At 68.5% G+C, this 22,703-nt stretch carries 14 protein-coding genes; 2 read left to right on the top strand and 12 right to left on the bottom strand.

All coding sequences use genetic code 11. The annotated features are described in order from the left end of the window. Nucleotides 1–70: 70 nt before the first annotated feature. From JK363_RS31240 to lanL, 5 genes are all read right to left on the bottom strand, one after another. The gene (locus tag JK363_RS31240; RefSeq protein ID WP_201880313.1) at nucleotides 71–1,801 is read right to left on the bottom strand and encodes an ABC transporter ATP-binding protein; all 1,731 of its coding nucleotides are present in this window, start codon (nucleotides 1,799–1,801) and stop codon (nucleotides 71–73) included. Nucleotides 1,802–2,114: 313 nt separating this feature from the next. After that, nucleotides 2,115–2,267, bottom strand: a complete 153-nt coding sequence (locus JK363_RS31235) for a hypothetical protein (protein WP_201880311.1) — start codon at nucleotides 2,265–2,267, stop codon at nucleotides 2,115–2,117. A 42-nt stretch (nucleotides 2,268–2,309) separates the two neighbouring features. Beyond that, nucleotides 2,310–2,459 (bottom strand): ALQxL family class IV lanthipeptide, encoded by a 150-nt coding sequence (locus JK363_RS31230; RefSeq protein WP_201880308.1) that lies wholly within the window; start codon nucleotides 2,457–2,459, stop codon nucleotides 2,310–2,312. After that, entirely contained in the window at nucleotides 2,456–4,336 is a 1,881-nt protein-coding gene (locus JK363_RS31225) for an alpha/beta hydrolase family protein (RefSeq protein WP_201880305.1), read from the bottom strand. Before JK363_RS31225 ends, JK363_RS31230 begins: the two co-directional genes overlap by 4 nt. Continuing rightward, a complete protein-coding gene (gene lanL, locus JK363_RS31220; protein WP_201880302.1) occupies nucleotides 4,333–7,116 on the bottom strand; it encodes a class IV lanthionine synthetase LanL in 2,784 nt (927 codons plus the stop codon). Before lanL ends, JK363_RS31225 begins: the two co-directional genes overlap by 4 nt. A 418-nt stretch (nucleotides 7,117–7,534) precedes the next feature. On the opposite strand from lanL, the gene JK363_RS31215 reads away from it, so the two are divergent. Beyond that, nucleotides 7,535–12,220, top strand: a complete 4,686-nt coding sequence (locus JK363_RS31215; RefSeq protein WP_201880300.1) for a ComEA family DNA-binding protein — start codon at nucleotides 7,535–7,537, stop codon at nucleotides 12,218–12,220. Between the two features lie 89 nt (nucleotides 12,221–12,309). Here JK363_RS31215 and JK363_RS31210 read toward each other — a convergent pair whose 3' ends face one another. The 7 genes from JK363_RS31210 to JK363_RS31180 form a co-directional block, all read right to left on the bottom strand. Further along, nucleotides 12,310–13,278, bottom strand: coding sequence for an electron transfer flavoprotein subunit alpha/FixB family protein (locus tag JK363_RS31210; RefSeq protein WP_201880298.1), 969 nt, complete (start codon nucleotides 13,276–13,278; stop codon nucleotides 12,310–12,312). Between the two features lie 36 nt (nucleotides 13,279–13,314). Then, the gene (locus tag JK363_RS31205) at nucleotides 13,315–14,100 is read right to left on the bottom strand and encodes an electron transfer flavoprotein subunit beta/FixA family protein (RefSeq protein WP_201880295.1); all 786 of its coding nucleotides are present in this window, start codon (nucleotides 14,098–14,100) and stop codon (nucleotides 13,315–13,317) included. Nucleotides 14,101–14,397: 297 nt separating this feature from the next. Next, nucleotides 14,398–15,387 (bottom strand): agmatinase, encoded by a 990-nt coding sequence (gene speB, locus JK363_RS31200; protein WP_201880294.1) that lies wholly within the window; start codon nucleotides 15,385–15,387, stop codon nucleotides 14,398–14,400. Nucleotides 15,388–15,461: 74 nt separating this feature from the next. Beyond that, nucleotides 15,462–16,907 (bottom strand): purine-cytosine permease family protein, encoded by a 1,446-nt coding sequence (locus JK363_RS31195; RefSeq protein ID WP_201880292.1) that lies wholly within the window; start codon nucleotides 16,905–16,907, stop codon nucleotides 15,462–15,464. Then, nucleotides 16,904–18,445: an aminobutyraldehyde dehydrogenase gene (locus tag JK363_RS31190; RefSeq protein ID WP_236076233.1), complete on the bottom strand. Its 1,542-nt coding sequence runs from the start codon at nucleotides 18,443–18,445 to the stop codon at nucleotides 16,904–16,906. The genes JK363_RS31195 and JK363_RS31190 overlap by 4 nt, the downstream gene beginning before the upstream one ends. A gap of 102 nt (nucleotides 18,446–18,547) precedes the next feature. Beyond that, nucleotides 18,548–18,940, bottom strand: coding sequence for a gluconate 2-dehydrogenase subunit 3 family protein (locus JK363_RS31185; protein WP_201880290.1), 393 nt, complete (start codon nucleotides 18,938–18,940; stop codon nucleotides 18,548–18,550). Between the two features lie 10 nt (nucleotides 18,941–18,950). Continuing rightward, nucleotides 18,951–20,582, bottom strand: a complete 1,632-nt coding sequence (locus JK363_RS31180; protein WP_201880288.1) for a GMC family oxidoreductase — start codon at nucleotides 20,580–20,582, stop codon at nucleotides 18,951–18,953. A 599-nt stretch (nucleotides 20,583–21,181) separates the two neighbouring features. On the opposite strand from JK363_RS31180, the gene JK363_RS31175 reads away from it, so the two are divergent. Next, nucleotides 21,182–22,684 (top strand): PucR family transcriptional regulator, encoded by a 1,503-nt coding sequence (locus tag JK363_RS31175; protein WP_201880286.1) that lies wholly within the window; start codon nucleotides 21,182–21,184, stop codon nucleotides 22,682–22,684. Nucleotides 22,685–22,703: the final 19 nt, after the last annotated feature.

The raw sequence follows: 22,703 nt of genomic DNA, 5'->3' as shown, positions 1-22,703 counted from the left end.
GCCGGACGGATCATTCTCCAGCCACGTCCGTGCGGGGTGCCGGGACGAGGTCTCGCGGTGCGTCGGGGTGTCACTGGTCGGGCCTCCCTTCGGTCGGGCTCGTGGCCCCGGCAGGCACCGTGGCCACTTCCCGGGGCCATACCGGGAACAGGGCGCGATAGCCGGGGTCGGCCAGCAGTTCCTGGTGCGGACCGAAACCTGCGACACGGCCGTCGCGCAGCCAGACGACAAGGTCCGCACGGGCCGCGGTGGATCGCCGGTGCGTCACGATCAGCCGGGTGGCGGGCCTGGCTCGTAGCGCCCGCGCGATCTGTAGTTCGGTGACGACGTCCACGCTGGACGTGGCATCGTCGAGAACGCATATCCGGGCGTCGCGGCTGAAAGCGCGCGCGAGGCCCAGGCGTTGCAGCTCGCCCCCGGAGGTCCGCAGTGAGGTGAGCGGTGTGTCCAGTCCCCGCGGCAGACGGGCGACGAATCGCTGGGCTTCGCTGTCCCGAAGCGCGGAGGCGATCGCGGCGTCCGCGAGCCCGGGGTCGGCACAGCCGATGGCATCACGGAGGGTGGTGCCGAAGAGCACGGGGTGCTCGAAAGCATGGACCACCTTCCCCCGCAGCGAGGCGGGATCGACGTCGGCGATGTCTGCACCGTCGATGCGGACCGTGCCCGCGTCCGGACGCAGCAGTCCTCCCGCCACGGCCGCGAGCGTCGACTTGCCGACCCCGGACCTTCCCACGACGGCGACCTCACTGCCGGCCGGGAAGGTCAGGTCGATGCCGTCGAGAAGGGGGCTTCCTTCGGCTTCCACCCGCACACCGCGCAGGCTCAGCGTTCCCTTGCCCGTCGGCAGTGGCGCACCGCCGGCAGGGGCTGGGGGGATGTCCAGCACTGCGCGCAGCCGGTTCGCCGATCCGCGCACCTGCCCTATCTGGGCGAGGACTCCGACCTGGCGGAAGATGCCGAAGGCGTGGGTGAGGTAACCGGTGACGGCGAGCAGCTCGCCCGGGCTGACCCGACCCGTCATCACGCCGCGCGCCGCGATGGCGAGTACGGCCACCTGCACTACGGGGGCGATCAGGGACAACAGCCACCCCGCGTCGCGTTGCAGCCGCCAGTACCGTTCGCCGCTGGTGCGCAGCGCGGCCAGGGGCGCGAGGACACGGGCCGTCTCCCGCTCCACGGTGCCGGCGGCGCGGATGGTGCGCATGCCCTGCATGGCGTCCATGAACCGGGCGGCCAGATCACCGTGCGCCTGCTGGTAGTCCTCCGTCAGCTGGGTGGACCGGCGCAGGAGTCCCTTGGCGATGATGAAGATCAGGGGGACGCCCAGGAGAAAGGCGGCACCGCTCCAAAGGTCGATGAGCAGCAGCCCGACGATGCCGCCGAGGGCGGTCGCCAGTGAGGTGAGCGACCCTACGGCCGCGGGCATCAGCCGGGCCGTCTCGGCGGTGGACTGGAGCAGACGGCTGAGGAATTCACCCGGGAGAAAGCGGCGCTGGCCTCCCAGGTCCAGGGAGAGGATGTGGCGGAGCACGCGATAGCGCAGCCAGGCGGTGCCCTGGACGGTGGAGCGCGCGTCGAGCAGTTCGCCGGCCACTTCCGCGAGAGCGGCGAGCAAAAGCACCGCGCACAGCAGGAAGGCCGGGAAGGGCCGCCCCGTGAGGGCCGAGTCGACCGTGCTCCCCAGGGTCATGGGCAGGAGCAGCGAAGCGCCGGCGGAGCTGATGGCTGCCGTCGCATACGCCGCGTTCCAGCCGGGGGCCGACCGCAGCAGGCGGCTGAGCAGATGGTGTCCGGTCCGCACGGCAAGGAACTCCTTGGGGACAGTTGGCGGAGGAGGCCGATGACCGTCTCGCCCGGTACTCGTGTGACGGGATGAGGCGGGACGGTCATCGGCCTCCGGTGATGGTCGGAACCGCGGCGCGTCAGGTCTCAGGCGCGCGGTGCGGTGGTCACCAGTCGAAGGTGCGCGTGGGGCAGGTGATGAAGGACGCCAATCCGCAGCATCCCATCGGCGCCAGTTCGGTCTCCGTGGCCGGAAGTTCCTGCAACAGGGAGATGTCCACCGTGTTCCCTCCTTTCTTCTTCGTCGTGTCGTGACCGCTGTGGGGCAGGTGTCAGGCGGTGTTGGTGCAGCTGTGGCAGCTGGAGATGGTCAGCGACCACCAGTTGCAGCCGTCGACGAGGCTGTTCCAGCAGCAGTCGGCCGCTGCGAGGGCTGCCTCCTCCGTGGAGGGCAGTTCCTGAAGCATCTCGACAGAGAGCGACATCGGTTCACCTCCTCTCCGAGGGGTGGCGTGGCGGCAGCAGCCTCAGTTGGTGAAGAAGGTGCAGCCGAAGCAGGTAAGGACACTGGGGAGCGAGGCACCGGGGTTGCAGCAGCTGCCCAAGATGGGGCAGCCGCCCAGGCCGGGCTCCTCGGTGGCTTCCAGCTCCTGAAGGGACGCGACGTCCAACGTCATGATCGTTTCACCTCCTCTCGCTGTCCGGCGTGGACCGGGACGGGCGGCGGGCTCCACTCGCCGTGGGCGAGGAAGAGGGCCACCGCCTGGTGCAGCTCGGCCGAGCCGTCCAGTGGGGCGTGGCCCGCCCCGGTGACCTCCAGGTAGTGGAAGTCGGCGCCGGGACGGCGGCCGAGACGTGTCAGTTCCCTGACGAGCCGCCGAGACTGGCTCGCCGGAATGGTCTGGTCCCGCTCACCATGGATGATCAGGAGAGGGGAGGTGAGCCTCGGAAGCTGAGCGAGCGCATCGCGCGGGCCGTTCCGGTCCACGAGGACCGTGCGGCCCCCCAGCCTGTCGATCATGGCTCGAACCTCGGGTGACGCTTCGGGGTAGAGCCGTCGACCGGAGAGGAGGGGGGCGATGGCGGCCACGCGCGACCACAGCTGTGGGGAGATACCGGCTGCCAGCAGGGCGAGGAAGGCACCGTAACTCGCGCCGTACAGCGACAGGGGGCGGCCTCCGCGAGTGCCGTGGATATGGCGGGCCACGGCGAGGACGTCCGCGAGATCGGGACCGGCCCAGGCGTCCACGATGTGCTGGTGGAAGGCCGTGCCGTAGCCGGTGCTGCCGCGCGGGTTGGGCGCGATGACCGTGACCCCCTGGTCGGCCAGCACTTGGAACAGCTGGCTGAACTTCAGCGACCACCGGTCGGCGGGTCCGCCGTGCAGACAGATGGCCACCTCCCGCGCCGAGCGCCAATCCTGGTGACCGCAGATGATCGCTTCGATCTCGCCCTCGGCACCCGGCAGGCGTTCCGTACGGCTGGGCGCCCATCCGGTGAACTCCCCGGCCGGTGTGCCGTCGAGCACCTCGGACCAGCCGTCCGGGTCGTGGGCGACCAACCGGGCGGGCAGACCGGCGCCGATGCCCAGGCTCCAGAAGCGCGGAGCCCCGGAGGGGCCGGTGCACCAGGCGCCGGCACCGAGTGCGCAGGGCTTCGGCGTCGGCAGCGGCCGGATCCGATCCGCCGCCGTGTCCAGCGTGACCAGCGCAACTTTCGCTCCGTCGGCCACCTGGAGTGCCACCAGCCCGCCGGCCGGGTGAAGGGCGACCGGGGTCACGGTCCCGGATAGTCGGTCGGGCGCCGTCAACTCCCGGATCCGGCCGCCCGGCCGGAGCGACCTGAGGCGGTGACCGTAGGGGCCGGCGGTGGCGACCAGGACCTCACCGTCCCCGGGGGCGGTGAACCACGCGGTGTCGCAGCCGCTCACCGAGTCCACTGACAGCGCCGTCCGGTCACGCGTCCGCAGGTCGTGGACGGTGGGCACCGTACGGTCAGCCTCACGGACGTTGACCAGGTAGCGACGGCCGGTGCCGTCCAGCCATCCGCCGCCACGGGCGAGCAGGGGAGGCAGGGTGCCCAGCGGGCTCACCAGGCCGTCAGGGCCTGGCCATAGCCACGCTCGACACTCCTCCCGCGGGTGTTCCCGGGTGAGGAAGAGAACCGAACCCAGCCCGTCCGGAGTGGGCGCGACCACCGCGGGTTTGCCGGGCAACCGGCCGACGGGCCGCCGTCCGCCGTCCGGGGTCAGCAGGGTCAGCCCCCCGGGGCTCAGCACAAGAACCTCGCCGGTGTCGAACGGCACGGCGTCGTATGGCACCGCGTCATGGCCGTCGTCGTCGGCGGTACATCGCAGACCGGGCACCGTCCGGCACACCGGGCGGGGAGCGCCGAGGTCCCAGAACTCGCCGTAGAGGAAGCCTCGTCCGTCGGCCACGAGGGCGGCCGCGCTGCGCCCGGTGCCGGAGAAGCGGAAGGACAGCCGTGACCGCAGCGTCGTCAGCAGGGGCCAGAGAGCCGGCTCGTCCGGCCGGACGCCGGTGGCTGCGCTCATCGCTCGTCGCGCCCGGGGAGGGCGAAGTCGTCGACCATCCACCAGCGTTCACCGCCGTAACGCAGCCGGTGCAGAAAGGCGATCGGGCCGGACATGCCGAGGTTGTAGCTGTAGGTCATCCCGGCGTTGGTTTCGTCGGGCACGACCAGGCGCCCCTGGTGCAGTGCGCACAGCCGATAGAGCGCGGTGGCGTACTCCTCGGCCCACTCCCGGTAGCGCCGCTCTCCGGTGGCCGCGGCCATATCCAGCAGGAACTCACCGTTGCCGGCGAGGCCGTGACAGTGGCTTGCGGTCAGGAACCACTTCTCCTTGCGGGTGCTGACGGCCGCCCGGTGGGCGGCGTCGCGATAGCGCCCGTCCCCCGTTGCCCGCCACAACCGGATCAGGAAGGTGCCGATACCGGCGGCGCCACTGCACCACCAGCACACACCGTCCGCGGGACCCGGTTCCGGGTCGTCGGTCTGCGCCGTCGGCCACAGCACTCCGTCGCCGTGGCTCCGGGCCTGCGACAGGAGGAAATCCCCGCCCGCGACGGCCGAGGCCAGGGCGTCAGGGCGGTCCAGCTCGCGGGAAACGCTCAGCAGGAAGGCACAGATCCCCGCGACGCCGTGTGCGAAGCCGTAGTGGGTCAGCCCGCCGGCCGCGCCCATCATGGCGGGCACCGGCCATACGAGCCCATCGGGCGCCCGCGTGGCCATCACCGAGTCCACGCAGATCAGCACGCGTTCCCTGAGGTCGTCATCGCGGGTACGGCGCCAGAGGTGGAGCTGTGCCAGTCCGCCGCCGGCCACGCCATGGGTGATGTCGGGGTTGGCCCAGGCGACCGGCAGACGCTTGATCCGCTCGAGGCTGCGGGCCTGTATCCCCGCATCCTCCAGGTCGTCAGCCGCCTCGTACATCGCCCAGTAGGTACCGGCCCGCCCGAAATACAGCCCAGGCAGTTCCCGCCGGGACCGGTCGGCCCTTGCGTCCAGCCACTCCAGGCCGGTCCGCAGCACCTCACGCAGCCGCTGCCGGCCGGTGGCCCGGGCCGCCTGGCGAATGACTTCCAGGGCCCCTGCGGAGCCGGCCTGGAGAGCCAAGGTGTCGAAGATCCGCCCCTCCATGGGAGGTGCGGGCCACAGGCTCTCCTGATCGTCAGGGGTCATGCCGGCCACCAGTTGTGCCCAGCCGTCGGTGAGCAGACGGTCCTGGTCGGCGGTTGGCAGCCGCAGTGGCTCCGCAGCCTCGTGGGAGGGTTGTGGATCGATCCCGTCCAGCAACTCCTGGACCTGGTGCAGCGTGAGCCGTTGTTCCGGCCTCTCCTTGAGCAGCCCCAGCACGAGAGGGGCGAACACGCGGAGTGCCGGGTGACCGCTGGAGACCGCGCGTACCAGGAAGTCGACCCTGGTGTCGTAGGGGCGCCGCGGCTCACCGACGCCGGGTGGGCCGCCACCGAACGCGTGCTCCTCCAGCCGTCCGTCGGACGGGACCACCGGGTGCACCCCTGTACAGAGGTAGAACAGCGAGGCTCCGATGCTGTACAGGTCTGCGGTCTGCGGTGGCGCGGGGCCGCGGACGGGTCCCGCCGCCGTTTCCTCCGGGGCCGCGTACGACCAGGTCTGTACCCGGGTCACCCGCTCACCGGGGACGGCCATGAACTCCGTGTCGATGAGGACCAGTTCGGCGTCCGGCCGGACCATCACGTTGTTCGGGGTGAAGTCCCGGAACACCAGACCTTTGTCATGGACGGCAGCGGCCAGCTCCACAAGGCGTTTGGCCACCGGCAGCACCCGCTCGAAGGGCATCGTCCTGGTGTGCTCGGACTTGAGCACCGCCTCCACCCACGCGCGCAGCGTGACTCCGGGGACCTCCTCCTCGGCCAGGAAGCTGTGCTTCTGGTACTCGAAGAAGGCGACAGGACGCACGGCGATATCGAGTGGCTCCAGACCGCGCAGTGTCCGGTGCTCGTTGCGGAGATAGTCACGGGCATCCGTGCCGTCCAGCTCCGCGCCCACGAAGGGCCGGGCCTCCTTGATGACCACCGTGCGCCCGGTCAGCTCGTCCAGGGCCCGGTAGACACCGCCGCGGTTGGAGTGCCGGATCGCTTCATGGACCACGAAGCGATCGTGGAGTTTCACACGGGCTGGGCCCCGGCTGCCGCTCCCGGGGGAGGAGGGCGGTGGCTCGTTCTCGGGGAGCGGCGCCGGCGCCCAGGCCGGCGGGCTGTACCAGGCCTTGCGTTCGTCTCGCGTCCATTGTCCGTCGGGGGAGACGAGCATGAAGGCGTAGGAGCCGTCCACGTCCAGCACTCGCTGTTCCGCGCTGAAGCCGCCGTAGCGGTAGTGGACCAGGCTGTCGGGGCGGTAGCGGCGGTCGGAGAGGATGGCCGGGCCTTCCAGACCCGCGGTCGCCTCGTGCAGCGCCTCCAGCAGCTCGGCGAACTGCTGCGGCCCTTCCGGGTAGACGGTGATGAACTTCCCTCCGGAACCACGGTCCATCCGGATGGACAGCAGCGTCCGCAACTGCCGCAGTCCGCAGGCGAATTTGAAAGGGACCCGCCGGTCCAGCAGGACCCGGCTGGCCGCGGTCAGGACCTGCACCGCGGACCGGGGCGTTGCCGACACATGGATCTTCCAGCCCTGTACCTGGGTGGCCACGCCGGGCGGGGACACATAACACCAGATGCGGTCAGGACGGTGCCGCCAGCCATGCAGGCGTACCCGCTCGTCCCGTATCCGCAAGAAGTGGTCGACGTAGGAGTGGTCGGATACTTCCCACTCGTCATCCGGGACGGTCACAGGCTCTCTCCTCGATCCGCTGTGCGGCAGCAGGGCCGCGCTGGGGCGATGGGAGTACGGTGCGTGTCCGACCCTGGGGAAACCTTGCGAACTTCCTTGAAAAGGCGCGGACCAGGCAAAACCCACCGAGTGAGAGCGCGAACCGCATGTCTTCTGAGCGCTCCCGCCCGTCCCGCCGAGCGCCGGCCGCGGCAGCGGTTCTGCTGCCCCCGGCAGTGTGCGACGGAGGTGACCGGCCGCCCTCCTCCAGGTCCCTCCCGGCTGGGGGCAAAGAATGTTCAGCTGTACGCCCAGGGACAGGTAGTGACGGCCTCGCCGTTCCCGTCGTGTCCCTGGCGAAAGCCCCTGATGGCCGACAGCGATGAGGGCGGCTCGGTGGTACGTACACCTGGGAACGTCACGGTGAGGAGACGCTCGGATGGTCACGCGCATCAACATCAACACAGCCGACGAGAGACAATTGCAGGAGCTTCCCGGCATCGGCCCCGGGCTGGCCCGGCGTATCGTCGCCTACCGGGCGGACGTCGGGTACTTCCGGACGGTCGAGGAGCTCGCGGCCGTTGCGGGGGTGACCGATGAGATCGTCGCCGATCTGAAGAAGCATGCGGTGGTCGGCCCCGGGCCTTCCGCGGGCGACACGCAGGGCGGTTTCCCACTCGAAGTCCGGCTCAGCGCGGCCGGTGGCGCGGGAGCGGACTTCACCGGCTATGCCATCCGGGGCCTGTCGGAGCGCAAGGAGGCGGGTCCGGGCGGGGATGTGCTCTTCGTACCGTTTGCCGTGGCGGCCAGTGCGGACGCGCAGGGGCGTGCGACCTTGATGCTTCCGCCCAAGGAGGACCTTGGGCCCCGGCTCACGGCGGTCGTCACCACTCCGGATGGGCGGGTGCTCCACAGGGACAGCGTCGAGACAGCCGGCCTGGACGGCGTCCTGACGCTCTCGGTGCGGCCGGTCAGCTACGAGACTCCCGCGAGGACCTCCGATCCCTCCTTCGGCCGGCCGCCTCGTGTCCGCGGCCGAGTGGTCGACGCCAAAGGGACTTCCGAGACCGGCCGCCGGCTGGTCGTCCTGTGGGGCAGTACCGAGGAGCAACCGGCGGACGGGGACCTGACCCCGCTGCTCGCTGTGGAGACTGATCTCACGGGCTACTTCTCCGGTCCATACCCGCTGGGAGCCTTCGAACGTGCCCAGGGCACGGTGGCCCTCGGAGACGGACAGATTGCCACCGTTCCGATCCATCTGGGAGAGGACGGTACGTTCCCGGAGCGAGTTCTCCTCGTCGTCGACCTTCCCGCCGCCACGGACGGTGGTGACCATGGCTGTACGGGCAGCCCGGATCTTCCGCGGAATCCTGATGCCCGCGACCTGGCCACGGCAGAAGGCACCTTCGCGGCCGACCCGGGCGGGGGCCGGTGCACGGACTTCACTCGGCCGGACCGTACCCTGGAGGAGTACAGCTTTTCGTATGCTGTGCGCACTACCGAGCCCGAGATCCGGGGTCTGACCTTGGAGGACGAGCCCACCGTCCCCGTCGGGACGCTTCTGGCGGCATTTCCGGCGCATCTGCCCTTTGGGCAGGCTCGTGAGATTCCGGCTCTGGAGGCCGGCGATGGTGGCCACGAAGGGAATCCCACCGCGGTTTCCACTGGTCTGGCGGAAAGAGCCGTCAGCGCCAAGCTGGCGAAGACCCTGCTTGCCGACCCGAACACCATGCCGCTGACGCGTATCGAGGCGACCATCAAGCTCTCCGCCCATGCCGAGCTGCTCAAGCTCCTCGGCCGGGTGACCCCGGCACCTTCCGAGCGCACCGAGCTGACGGGCGACACTGCCGTGGACTGGGACGACGATCCAACCATCTATCAGGCGGTGACGGTAGCGCACGGACATCTGTTGCGGTTCAAGCAGGAGTGGGTGGCCGACGGATACTCGATGGGCGATCTGCTGTACAGCCTGCCGCTGGCCCCCGCACAGCGAAAGATGATCGCGATCGTGGACTGGGAGCGGCGCGAGAGCGCGGCTCGCGAGGAGTTCACCACAGCCGCCGAGCAGCTCAGCGCCTCATTGACTCGTGACCGGGATGTCACTGACATCGTGAACGCCACGCTCAGCGAGGAAGCACGGGGCGGATCCCATGCCGATACCGGTGCGATCGGCGGCGGGTTCGGCATTCCACTCCTGGGCGGGCTCCTGGGTATCGGCGGCGGTACGTCGAGTGCCAACTCCTCGTCCTGGGAGACCGCGTCGAGGACGACCACTGCCTATGCCCTGAACCAGCTGCGCGACCGTACCCTGCAAGGGGCGTCCGCAGTGCGCAGTCAGCGTTCGAGCGTGGTCCAGACGGTGACGCAGGGGGAGCGGACCGTCGCGGAAACCGAAGTGGTGGCCAACTACAACCATTGCCACACCCTCACGGTGCAGTACTTTCAGGTCCTCCGGCATCTGCTGGTCCGCCAGCGGCTCTCCGATGTGCAGGAGTGTCTCTTCGTGCCGCTGCTGATCAGCAGGTTCACGCCCGACAAGGTGCTCCGCTGGGGCGAGACGCTCCGTCCCGAGTTGCCGCGTCATCTGCAAGGCGGCATCGACGCGCTCTCGCGCATCAACGCCGGCTATGCCGGGAGCGATCTGCCGGTGGGCGCGTACGCCGATGACGCCATCACCAGCGTGGACGGTGAGCTCTACCTGCGGTTCCAGCTGGCACGTCCGAAGGACGAGAACGACGAGTACCACGAAGTCAACTGGGGTGGTCTGGCAGCCCTGTTGGGCATCGATACGCAAGAGTTCTACCAGACCTTCCTCCGGGGCCAGGCTCAGAAGGATCGCGTCTTCCTGGAGCAGCTCGGACCACGGATCGCCCAGCGATTCGTCGAGCACCTCCAATTCTTCGCGGTGCGAGAGGACAACAGCGAAGCCAGACTTCCCATCGACATCACCCTCCTCACCACGTTCGCCAACGACCGACCCCTGTACGTCTCCTTGCGCATGGGGGCGGCGAGCCTCCCGCCGCTGGTACGCCGCGATATCAAGCAGATTCGGATCAGCGGCCTGTCGGGGCTTCTCGGCGTGCTGCTTGGCACGATCCTGCCCGCGGGATCCCGGGTGATCGTCGATTCGGGAACCATGCGCTACCGCACCGCACACATCGATCATGCCCTGTTCCAGGATGCGATGATCCGCAACGATCTGGCGGGTGGAGCGGACGACGGCGTGCGCATCTCCACCAGGCTCAGCGGCAGGGAACTGCGCAATCCGCGCAACGAGGACTTGGAGCTCTCCCGCATGCTGCTGGAACACTTGAATGAGGGAATCGAGCGGTACCACCACCTCATCTGGGCAAAGATGAGCCCGAACCGGCGCTATCTGCTGCTCGACGGGTTCGAAGCCCCCAACGCGGGTGGCAAGAGCATCGCATCGGTGGTCGACAACGAACTGATCGGAATCGTAGGCAACTGCCTGGTCATGCCAGTCTCTCGTGGCTACCACCTCGACCCGACGTTCGACGCCACCACCGTAAACGGCGACCGGGTCGATCTGATCGAGCACTATCAGCCCGAGACCCCCATCGAGCCCATGCGCATTGCCATCCCTACCAAGGGGGTGTACGCGGAGGCCGTCCAGGGAGCCTGCAATTCCTGTGAATTCAAGGAAGAGGAGCGGTTCTGGCGCTGGGAGGAAGCGCCGGTTCCCGACGCTTTGCCGACGATCCAGCCTGTCAGTACCGAGAGCCGCCGCGCTGAGCCTCCCGGCTTGGAGGCCAAGGACCTCCCTGCCCCGATTATCGCGATGCAGAACGCCCCGGCCGCACCCGATCCCACCGGGCTCGCCCAGGTGCTGGCGTTGCTGGGACGGCCCGACCTCTTCCGCGACATGGCCGGATTGGCCGGGACCCAGCAGAACGCCGCGGCCGCCTTGCAAGCAGCAATGTCCGCCGCGCAGTTCTTCGGCGGCAAGGCGGGTGACCTTGCCATGCAGGGGCAGATGGCCCGGGACATCGACAAGGCCATGCGCACGATCCGCAACTCCCGGGCGGCCAATCTCATCGATGACGCACAGGCCGGCGAACTCACGGAGAGCGCCATTCGCGGGCTGATCGGTGAACGTCGGCCTTCGAAGGAGAAGAAGCTGACCGAGGAGCCGGAGGTGCGTGACCTCATCCGTTCCCAGACCGGCGTGGAATCGAGTGAGACACGTGTGAGCCGCGACGGTGAACGGGTCGAGGTGCGGCGCCCGGCCACGAACGGCGCCGGTCCCCTGGGCGCAGGCGCCCGGCCGCCGGTACTCCCCGGGGCCGGATCCACGCGGGCAGAGGCGCTCGCCGCCATCGAAGCGTTCCGCGGGCGCACAGTCACCGGCCCCTGGCGGCTGGACCGAGGCGAGGTAGCCGACCGGCTCGCCGTTTTGGTGAACGACCCCGACACAGTGCATCAGGACGCACTCAACCTCTGCGGCCCCGCGGCCTTCGTCCGTCTCTGGCTGCAACGAGACCCGCTCGCCGTGGTGCGGTTCGCCGCTGAGCTGTTTGACAGCGGCGAGGCCCGCATCGGCGGAGACTACGCGGTCGAGCCGGACGACGATTCGCTACTCGGCCAAGACTATGCCGCTCTCAGGGCCGCGGCAGGACCGGACTTCTGCCCGTCGGCCGACTGGATGATCCTCGGATCACTACGAGATGCGGAGAATGCCTTCTTCGACTTCGAGGGCCGCCCGGACGAGGACGTCTCCGCCGCCACCACCTCCGGTGAGGTCGCCGACTGGCTGCATGCGACTGGGCTCTATCGCGAGGTGTCGGACGAGGGGAACTTCTTCTTCACCAAAGGCATCGACCACCTGCTGGATCTGTCCCCCAGCACCAACCAGGACGTCGCTCTGCTCATCAACGCCCACATCCTCGCTCAAGCCGACGTCATCCACGGTGACAACAAGTCGGATGAGTTCATTCTCAACGCCTTCCCGAACCACTTCATCGTTCTGACTGCCCGGGTACAGCCAGTGCCGGGCGACCTGTTGCAGATGACGTACTGGACTTGGGGCCTACCGGTGACGACGGCAAAGTTCGAGCGGGCCACCGTGGACGCCAACTACTACGGAGCCGTGATCGCCAATCGTTGATCCTGCTGGACGGCGCGCTCGCGGTGGCGTTGGGCGGTGACGGCCTGTCCAGCTCGTTCGGAGCTGCACCTGTCCAAGAGTCGGTCGCTTCAGCTTGTACGGGTCTTGGTCTCCACGGTGAGCTGGGGGACGACGTCGAACAGGTCGCCGATGACGCCGAAGTCGACGAGCTCGAAGATCGGGGCTTCGGGGTCGTTGTTGACCGCGACGATGGTCTTGGAGGTTTGCATGCCGGCGCGGTGCTGGATGGCGCCGGAGATGCCGCCTGCAATGTACAGATGCGGGGAGACGGTTTTGCCGGTCTGGCCGACCTGGTTGGAGTGCGGGTACCAGCCTGCGTCCACTGCTGCGCGGGAGGCGCCGACCGCCGCACCGAGTGCGTCAGCCAGCTCTTCGATCACGGAGAAAGACTCCGCGGAGCCGACGCCGCGGCCGCCGGAAACCACGATCGTGGCCTCGGTCAGGTCCGGACGCCCCGACGACTGGCGCGGGGTGCGCGAGACCACCTTGGCGCTCTTGGCCGTGTCGGAGAAGGTGATGGTGACGTTCTCCACTGTCCCGGCGGCCTGGGCGGGCTGCGGGCTGGTCGCGTTCGCCTTCACCGTGATAACTGGGATCCCGTGCGACACCGTGGAGTCCACCGTGAACGAGGCGGCGAACACCGACTGTGTCGCCACCATGCCGTTGTCGCCTGGCTTGACGTCCACCGCGTCGGTGATGATGCCCGAGCCGATGCGCAGCGCGAGGCGGGCGGCGATCTCCTTGCCCTCGCCGGAGGAGGTGATCAGCACAGCTGTCGGGGACGCGGCCTTGGCGATCTGCTCCAGGCCATCGACCTTCGGCACGACCAGGTAGTCGGCGAACTCGGCCGCGTCGGCGGCGTAGACCTTGGCGGCACCGTACTCGCCCAGCTTGGCGGCGATGTTCGCGGCGGCATCACCGGCGCCGAACACCACGGCGGATGGCTCGCCCAGCCGGCGGGCAAGGGTCAGCAGCTCCAGAGTCGGCTTGCGGACAGCGCCGTCCACGTGGTCGACCACAACCAGGATCTCACTCATCGTCACCATCTCCTGCAAGAAGTTAGGTCGGTCGCCTCAGATGAACTTCTGCGTCGCCAGGAACTCCGCGAGCTGCTTGCCACCCGCGCCCTCGTCCTTCACGATCGTGCCCGCGGTACGCGCAGGGCGGGCGGCGATGGACTCGACCTGAGTCCACGCTCCACCCAGGCCGACCCCGATGGCCTCGATGCCCAGATCGTCCAGGTCCAGGCAATCGACCGGTTTCTTCTTCGCCGCCATGATCCCCTTGAAGGACGGGTAACGCGCCTCACCCGACTGGTCGGTGACTGAGACCACAGCTGGAAGGCGCGCCTCCAACTGCTCGGTGGCGGCGTCTCCGTCCCGGCGGCCCTTGACCGTGGTGCCCTCTACGGTCACCTCCGACAGCAGGGTCACCTGCGGCACGCCCAGCCGCTCGGCCAACAGCGCCGGCACCACGCCCATGGTGCCGTCCGTCGAGGCCATGCCGGAGACAACCAGGTCGTAGCCGGTACGTTCGATGGCCTTGGCCAGAATGGCGGAGGTGCCGATGGCGTCCGTGCCGTGGATGTCCTCGTCGTTCACGTGCACGGCTTTGTCCGCACCCATCGACAACGCTTTGCGCAGCGCGTCCATCGCGTCGTCCGGGCCCACGGTCAGCACTGTCACCTCCGCATCCGCGTGCGAATCGGCGATCCGCAGCGCCTGTTCCACCGCGTACTCGTCGAGCTCCGACAGCAGCCCGTCCACCGACTCCCGGTCGGTCGTCGTGTCCTCCACGAACCGTCGATCGCCGGTTGCATCGGGCACGTACTTCACAGTGACAATGATCCTGAGACTCATAGCTATCGCCTTGACGGTAGGGGCGGGTGATTTCGTTGGGCGCCATGCTGCTCAGCAGGGTGCGAACTCGAGGGCGGGAAATCCGTGCGCCGCTGATGCGGGACGGACCCGGGTGCCTTCGGGGACGGGCAAAGGGGGATGGTGCAGCAGGGTCGCCAGTACGGTGAAGCGCTCGTCCAGGTGGACGGCGCAGATGTGACGACGTGGTTCGGCCGGGTGCTGCGGACCGGAGACACGCGAGGCGAGGCCAGATCGGCCGCTTGACCGGCGCGTGGTGGGTGGTGACCGGGGCGCGGGTCAGGCCGTGGCGGCAGCCGCGCGGTCAGGATTGCGCTTATCGGCCTTGCTCATCAGGGTGATGAGGTCGAAGGCCACCGTGGCGGCCGCAACACAGGTGATCTCGGCGTGGTCGTACGCCGGTGCGGTCTCCACGACGTCGGCCCCGATGAGGTTGAGACCGTCGAGCCGACGGAGCAGGTGCAGGAGCTCGCGGCTGGTGAATCCGCCCATCTCCGGCGTACCCGTGCCCGGCGCGAACGCGGGGTCGAGCACGTCGATGTCGATCGAGAGGTAGACCGGGGTGTCACCCACCCGCTGCCGCACCACATCGACGGCTCCGTCGATGCCCAGGACGTCGAGGTCCCCGGCCCGGATGACCCTGAAGCCGAACGACGCGTCGTCGACGAGGTCGAGCTGGTCGTAGATGGGACCGCGGATGCCGACGTGGATCGACTTGTCCTCGACGAGCAGGCCCTCCTCGAACGCGCGGCGGAACACCGTGCCGTGGGTGATCGGAGCCTTGAAGTAGGTGTCCCATGTGTCGAGATGGGCGTCGAAGTGGATCAGAGCGATCGGGCCGTGCTTGTCCCGTGCCGCGCGAAGCATCGGCAGCGCGACGGTGTGGTCACCGCCGAGCGTCACGATGCGCCGCTCGCGCCGGCCGACGACCTCGCGGGCGAACCCCTCGATCTGGCCCATCGCATCGTCGATGGAGTACGGCGTGCACGGCACGTCACCGGCGTCCACGACCTGGACCGCCTCCAATGGCGCCGTATCGAGCTCGACGTGGAACCGTGGCCGCAGGTGCCGGGACGCCTGCCGGATGCCCATCGGCCCGAACCGGGCGCCCGGCCGGTACGACGTACCGCCGTCGAAGGGGACGCCGAGCACCGCGATGTCGTAGTCGGGCACGGCCTCGAGGGAAGGGATCCGGGCGAAGGTGCCGAGGCCGGCGAAGCGCGGGACCGTGGTGGCTTCGAGGGCACCGACCGGCTTGTGTTCGCTCATGGAGTGACTCCGATCAAGATGGGGGGCAAGCTGCGACGGGGGAGCCGGGTCAGGTGCCCGGCGCACCGGTGTGCTCAGGCTCCGGTTTCGCCGTGGACGAGCGCGGGGACCTCCTCGACAGCCACGGCCGTCCGCAGCCGGGCCGAGGCCTTCACCGTGAAGTAGTACAACGGCGAGACGAGGAGCAGGCCCGCGATGAAGGAGATGTCGGTGTTGCCGAGCGCCTTGGCGATCGGGCCGGTGTAGGCGGTCCCGATGATCATGAACGGGATCTGCACCGCGACACCGATCAGGTAGCAGAGCACCGCGGGCCAGTTCACCCGGCCGTAGCGACCGCCGTCGCGCTCGAAGAAGTCCTCGACGACATAGTCACCGTGGCGCACCAGGTAGAAGTCGACCAGGTTGACCGCGGTCCACGGGACCAGGGAGCCGAGCAGCAGGGTGAGGAAGTTGTTGTACGTGGCGACGAAGTCGCTCCCGGAGGTGAGGGCCACGGTGAGTGCGATGGTGCACAGTCCGGTCGCGATCACCGCACGTGCGCGGCTGCGAGCCGTGAAGCGCGGCAGGAAGGTCTGCACGATCGTGATCGTGCACAGGGTGCCGCAGTACAGGTTCATCGCGTTCGTCGCGGCGACCCCAATGCTGAACACGCCCACGACCAGCAGGCTGATCCCGGCGGTTGCCTCGGTCAAGGCGGCGATGGGGTCCGCGTCGGGCATGAGCAGCCCGATGCCCGCGCCCAGGAACATGGGCAGGATCGAGCCGATGCTCGTGCCCCAGTAGCTCATCCAGAACGCCGGCTTGGAGCCGGTCTTGGCCGGCATGTAACGGGAGTAGTCCGAGACGTACGGCGCGTAGGCGATCTGCCAGACCGAGGCCACTGACACGGTGCTCATGAACCCGGACAGGGTGGCCCCACCGGTGCCGAAGAAGGTGTGCGGCACCGGATGGACGACGAACGCCCAGATGAACGCCAGGAGCAGGACGGCACCCGAGGCGTAGCTCATGATCCGCGCATAGGCGTGGATCAGACTGTAGCCCCAGATCGTGGCCGCGACGCTGGCCGCCGCGAGCAGCACAATGCCGGCCTTGCTGCTCAGGTGCGGAACCACCGACGCCAGCGACTGTCCTCCGAAGACCAGGATCGAGATGAAGAACCCGACGTACATGACCACCACGATCAGGACGATCAGCAGCGCACCCCAGGAACCGAACTGCCCCTTGGTTTGGACCATTTGAGGGACCCCGAGCCGTGGCCCCTGGGCGGAGTGCAGCGCCATGAAGATCGCACCGAACAGGTTCCCGACGATGATCCCCAGCGCGGCCGACCAGGCCGGCTGGCCGAGCAGAGTGGTGGAAAGACCTCCGGTGACAATGGCCAGGATCATGATGTTCGTGCCGAACCAGATCGTGAACATGTCCCGGTTCGTGCCATGCCGCTGGTCGAGCGGGATCGGCTGGATCGTCTCCGACTCGATGCCGGAGGCGGACTCTGGCCGCCCGGCCTTGTGCTCACTCATGACTGCTCCCGTGCGTCGGCGTTTCCAGCCCGGTTGAACATCACGTGCTTGGTACGCGAGTAGTCATCGAGCGCATACGCCGACAGGTCGCGTCCGTAGCCGGAGGACTTGAACCCGCCCCACGGCATCTCGGTGGCGAACGCGAGGTGGTCGTTGACCCACACCGTGCCGAAGTCCAGCCTCCCGGGCAGATCGGCGGCGCGGCGGGCGTTCTCGGTCCAGACCGAGGCGGACAGCCCATAGGCGGTGCGATTGGCCGCCTCGACCGCTCCATCCTCATCGGCGAAGGTCTCCACGGTGACCACGGGCCCGAAGATCTCCTCTCGGGTGCACTCGGCACCGTCCGGGAGGTCCACCAGCACCGTCGGAAGCACGAAGTAGCCGTCGCCTTCCGGGGCCCTCCCGCCGGTCGCCGCCCGCGCACCCTCCGCGAAGGCACGGTCGAGGAAGCCGAGCACGCTGTCGCGGTGGGTCTTCGAGACAAGCGGTCCCATCTCGATGTGGTCCCCGGCCGCCGGGTCACCCACGACCAGCGACTCCACCCGGGGCAGAAGACGCTCCAGCAACTCGTCGTGGACGGACTGCTCCACGAGGATCCGGCAGGCCGCGCCGCAGTCCTGGCCCGAGTTGCCGAAGCCGGCGAACCGGATGCCTTCGGCGACCGCGTCCAGGTCGGCGTCCGCGAACACCATGACCGGTGCCTTACCGCCGAGCTCGAGGTGCACACGCTTGAGCGTGGTCGCGGCCGCACCGGCCACCGCCTGTCCGCTCCGCACACTGCCCGTCACCGACACCAACGCGACGTCAGGGTGAGTGGCGAGCGCCTCGCCGACCACCGATCCGGTACCGGTGACGACGTTGAGCACCCCTGCCGGGAACACCTCGGCAAGCAGCTCAGCCATGCGCAGCGCGGTCAGAGGTGTCTGCTCCGACGGCTTCAATACGCAGGTGTTGCCAACCGCCAGGATCGGCGCGATCTTCCACGCCGCCGTGAGCAGCGGGTAGTTCCACGGCGTGATCGCGGCCACTACCCCGACCGGCTCCCGCACGATCATCGACGTGCGGCCGGCGACGTACTCTCCGGCACTCAGACTCAGCTGCGCCCGGACCGCACCAGCCATGAACCGCAGTGTGTCGATCGTCCCGGCGACATCATCGCGGGCCAGCGGCATCGGCTTGCCGGCGTTGACCGACTCCAGGTGCGCCAGCTCCTCGGCGTTGGCTTCCAGCACCGCCGCGGCCCCGAGCAGCACGTCGGCGCGGTCCTTCGGTGTCCGTTGCCGCCAGCCGGGGAACGCCGCCTTGGCAGCGGCCACCGCCTCGTCGACATCGGCCGACGTGCCGCACAGCGCCTGTGCGATCGGCTGTCCCGTCGCGGGGTTGAAGACCGGATGTGTCTGCGTCCCGGTGCCCTTCCAGCCGGCACCGTTGACGAAGTGCGTCAACACCGCGGTCTCCCCACCGGCTGATGCCAGGCCGTCTCCCAGGGAAACCACCGGGCTCTGTGATTGCGCCTCGATCATCTTGGAATCCTTCATTCGTGTTCCTGGGTTCACGCCCGGTGCGGCCACCTCGGGCACACCGGTTTCACTGCTTCAGAACCACGCTGACCTGGTTGTGCGCATGCACAGGCCGCGAGCTCAACGCGTCGCGAAGCCGCGATCGACGACGGTGGCCAATATGTCGATGTAGGAGTCGACGTCGTCGCGGGCCGTGCGCGGCGGAGCGTCGTAGGCAAGCGCGGCCTTCACCTGGGGGCTCAGGAAATAGGCGCCCGCGGTCAGCACAGTGAGGGCCTGGAACTGCTCGGGCTGCTGCACGGAGAGCGCGTCCAGAGCAGCTTCCGGGTCCTTGTCCGTGCACCAGGCAACCGCCTCGGCGAACCGTTCGACCAGGTCCGGCCGGTAGCCGAGCACCTGGTCGAGCAGCGCGTCCGGCACACCTGCGGCGGTAGCCGAGGGCCCGAGATCGGACCCGGGAATCAGTACGTCGGCGAGTGCGGCGAAGGTACGTCGCTGGTCGGAATCAAGCATCACGGTGTCCTCACTCGGCGGTGGTCTGGTGGTGGCGGTTGTCGGCGAGGTGGCGCATCGACCGCAGCGCGACCGCCATGATGGTCGCGGTCGGGTTGACGCCGGTCGAGGTGACGAACACGCTCCCGTCGATGATGAAAAGGTTGGGCACATCGTGCACGCGGCCGTACTCGTCGACGACGGAGGTGGCGGGATCGGTGCCCATGCGCGTGGTGCCCAGGAGGTGCCAGCCGCTTTCCCGGACGACGGGGATGGGGTTCACCGACGTCGCGCCCGCGGCCAGGTGGGCCTCGACCGCCCGGTCGACATGGAACGTGAGCATGCGTTCGGTGTTCTCGCTGATGGTGTAGCGAATCTTGGGCGCTGGAATGCCGTCGGAGTCTGTGGCGCCGCCCGGGTCGAGGACGACCTCGTTGTGGTCCTCGGGCAGGTCCTCGGTGGTGATCCCCCACTCGGTGTACCGGCCGAAGGTTGTGCGCAACCGGGTGTGGAAGGCGGGCCCGAAGGCCTCGCGCCAGTCCTCGCCCGGTTCCCACACGGTGTGGGTGAGTGGGCCGCCGGTCGGCATCAGGTTCCATTTCGCCCCGCGCACAAACCCGCGGCTGGTGTCGGTCTCGTAGAACTGCATCGATTGCAGTGCCTGCCCGGTCGGGCCGAGCCAGCTCTCGAGCTCGTCCTCGTAGGTCCCGTACACCGAGGCGTAGGGATGCACCATCAGCCGCTTGCCGACCAGCCCCGAGGAGTTTGCCAGACCGTCGGGGAACTGCGCGGAGGCCGAGTTGAGCAACAGCCGTGGGGTGCCGATCCCGTTGGCGGCCAACACGGTCACGCCTGCGGCCTGGTGGCGCACGACTCCCGTGCGGTCGACGTACTCGGCGCCGGTCACCAGTCCCCGGTTGTCGACCGTGAGCTGCCGCACCCGGGCCCCGGTCACCAGCACAGCACCGGCGGCGATCGCGTCGCGCCAGTGTGTGAAGTCGGTGCTCGCCTTCGCTCCGGTCGGGCATCCCGACTCGCAGGCGCCGTACCGCAGGCACGCGGGCCGGTTCTTGAACTTACGCGACGCGATGGCGTTCGGGGCGGGCCACCAGTGCCAGCCGAGCTTGTCCATGCCCTTCGCCGCGGCGAGGCCGTACTTGCCGATCGGCATCGGCGGCAGCGGGAACGTGTGCGGGTCCGGGTACGCCGGGTCGCCGTCGAGTCCGGACGCCCCGATGTGGTGGGTGACCTCGTCGTAGAACGGCCGCAGGTCCTCGTAGCTGAACGGCCAGTCATCCGCGACCCCGTCGAGAGTCCGGACCCGGAAGTCGGAGGGAAGTGCCCGGACCCAGTGCCCGGAGAACATGATGGTGCTGCCGCCCACGCCGTTGAACATCAACGGCTCGATCGGGCTCTGCTTGGTGTCGACCGGGTAGTCGCTCTCCCGCCCGCGCACATTCGGGCTGGGGTGCCACTGCTTGAGGCGGGTCAGCTCCCACTCGGGCTTGCCGCCCGTGAAGTCATCGGGAAGAGCCCAGTCGCCCTGTTCCAGGCAGACCACACGAAACCCGCGGCCGGCCAGCTCCAGGGCCGCCACCCCACCGGAGGCGCCGGCCCCCACGATGAGCACATCCGCATCCCCGTGACCATGCTGCGTGTTCATCAGTAACTCTCCCGCTCGCTCAGTCCGCTTTGGGTGCGTTCGCACCCATGTCGGTGGACGCCGCCGGTCCGGTCGACTCGCCGGTGCCGACCGGACCAGGGGGTCGGATGACCCGCCCCCAGAATGCTTCGGCCCAAGCCCAACGGCACCAGGTGCATCCGCCACAAGCGAGCCCCTCTGTTTTGAGCAAATGCACAACGTGCCATATCCAAAACGGTGCCCTGCGATGGGACTCAAGGCCTCCGCGCCGGTATGGCCGAGGTCCCCGTCGATGACGGACGAAAGGGTGCGTCGCCGGGCATCGGAGGCATCCGACGCAGACCGCAGATCAGGGGTGCGAGCGCCGATCCCGAGTGAAGCTCGGGCAGGCTCCTCCTCATGTGGATTCCGGGAGGCAGACCGGGACAGCCGGAACACGGGGGCGCAATGCGGACAGCTCAGCGCTGCGCCCGAGGCTTCGTATCGAGGACCGTTGCCGTCGCGGGGGCACCGAGCAGCGTCTCGCCCCAGGGTGTGATCACGACGGTCGGCTCGGTCGGCCTCTCCCGATTGTGCAGACGCACAAGCATTCTTGTAACGTGCCTGTGTACGATTACATCGTGGCGATCACGATCGCGGATCTGCTGGAGATGCCACATCTGCGGCTGCACCTGCAATCCGGTACGGGCGGGCTCGATCGGGAGGTCTCGTGGACCCATACATCCGACCTGCCTGAGCCCTGGCGGTGGCTCGCCGGTGGCGAGCTCCTGATGACCAACGGCATGTCGTTTCCCGCCGACGGCGCCGGGCAGCGGGCCCTCATCGAACGGTTGGCGGACGTCGGCGCCAGCGGTTTGGCGATCGGGGAGCGGATGTACTGCCCGCCACTCACCAGCGAGCTCGCCGAGGCGAGTGAGCAGCTGGGGTTCAGCGTCCTGACCGTTCATTTTCCCATGCCGTTCGTCGCGATCTCCCGCGCCGTTGCGGTCGCCAACCTTCTCGAGGAGTCCGATCGGCTGATCCGTACGGAGCGGATCTACCACCTCATGCAGCGGACGCTGACAAGTCACCGGGAGTCCTCGGCGCTTTCGCAGGCACTCTCCCAGCAACTGGGCTGCGAGGTCCACGTCTGTCACCGCGGGTCCGCGCAGCCCTGGTACCCGCAAGACCCGCGCCTCGACCCCACACTCACCGACGCGCTGCGCCGATCCACGTCCGATTCCTCAGACCTGCGAGCGGGGGCCTTCGCAGTCCCGCTCGAGGACGGGCGTGAGATGAGACTGATGGATATCCCGACACAGTCGAGCGCGGTCCTCGTCCTCGTTTCGGGTGGGCGCAACGCGCTCGACGCCATACTCATGCAGCACGCGGTGACCGTGATCGCTCTGGAGCTGTCCCAGTCGTTGATCAGTATCGAGCACCGTCGTCGGCTGGGTGCCGAACTGCTGGCGCAGCTGATGGAGGGGCGGCTCGACGAGCGCAGCGGACGTCGTCAGCTGAAGGCCTTCGACCTGAACGTCTCCAAGGCGACCCTCTTTGCGATCACCTCCGATGCCATCGCGAAGCTGCGAGAGTTCCACATCGCGCTTTGGCGCAACGGAGTACCCCATCTCGTGGTACACCGGTCAGGCGTGCTCTACGTGTTCTGCGTCGAAGACGACACGGTCCATGCGCTGATCCGCTCGAACCTCGGCGGAGAAGCCCTGGCAGGGATCAGTGGCCCGATCCGGACCGTCGAACGGGTCCCGGAAGCCTCGCGTGAGGCAAGCTGGGCGGCCCGCGCGGCGACTTCGGTCACCTCGCGCACCGTCCGGTACGGCGACGCAACGCCGTTGCTGGGCGTCGCGGGAATCGACGACGCCACCGCCCTGGTGACGCGCGTGCTAGGCGCGCTCATAGAGTACGAGCGGGTGCACGAGACGGAGCTGTTGCGGACGCTCGAGGCATTCCTCGAGAACCAGCGCTCCTGGCAGAAGACGGCCGATGTACTCCATGTGCACCGGCAGACCGTCCTGTACCGGATCCGTAAGGTCGAGGCGATCACCGGACACAATGTGACCGATACACGCGATATCGCCGAGCTGTGGCTGGCCGTGCAGGCTCGCGCACTTCTTGGATCATGACCCGAGTGCACACTGCATG

The sequence above is a fragment of the Streptomyces coffeae genome (assembly GCF_016741875.1).
GTDB classification, from domain to species: domain Bacteria; phylum Actinomycetota; class Actinomycetes; order Streptomycetales; family Streptomycetaceae; genus Streptomyces; species Streptomyces coffeae.
The sequence above is the reverse complement of the archived record's forward strand: the minus strand, read 5'-3'. Positions and strand labels throughout refer to the sequence as shown.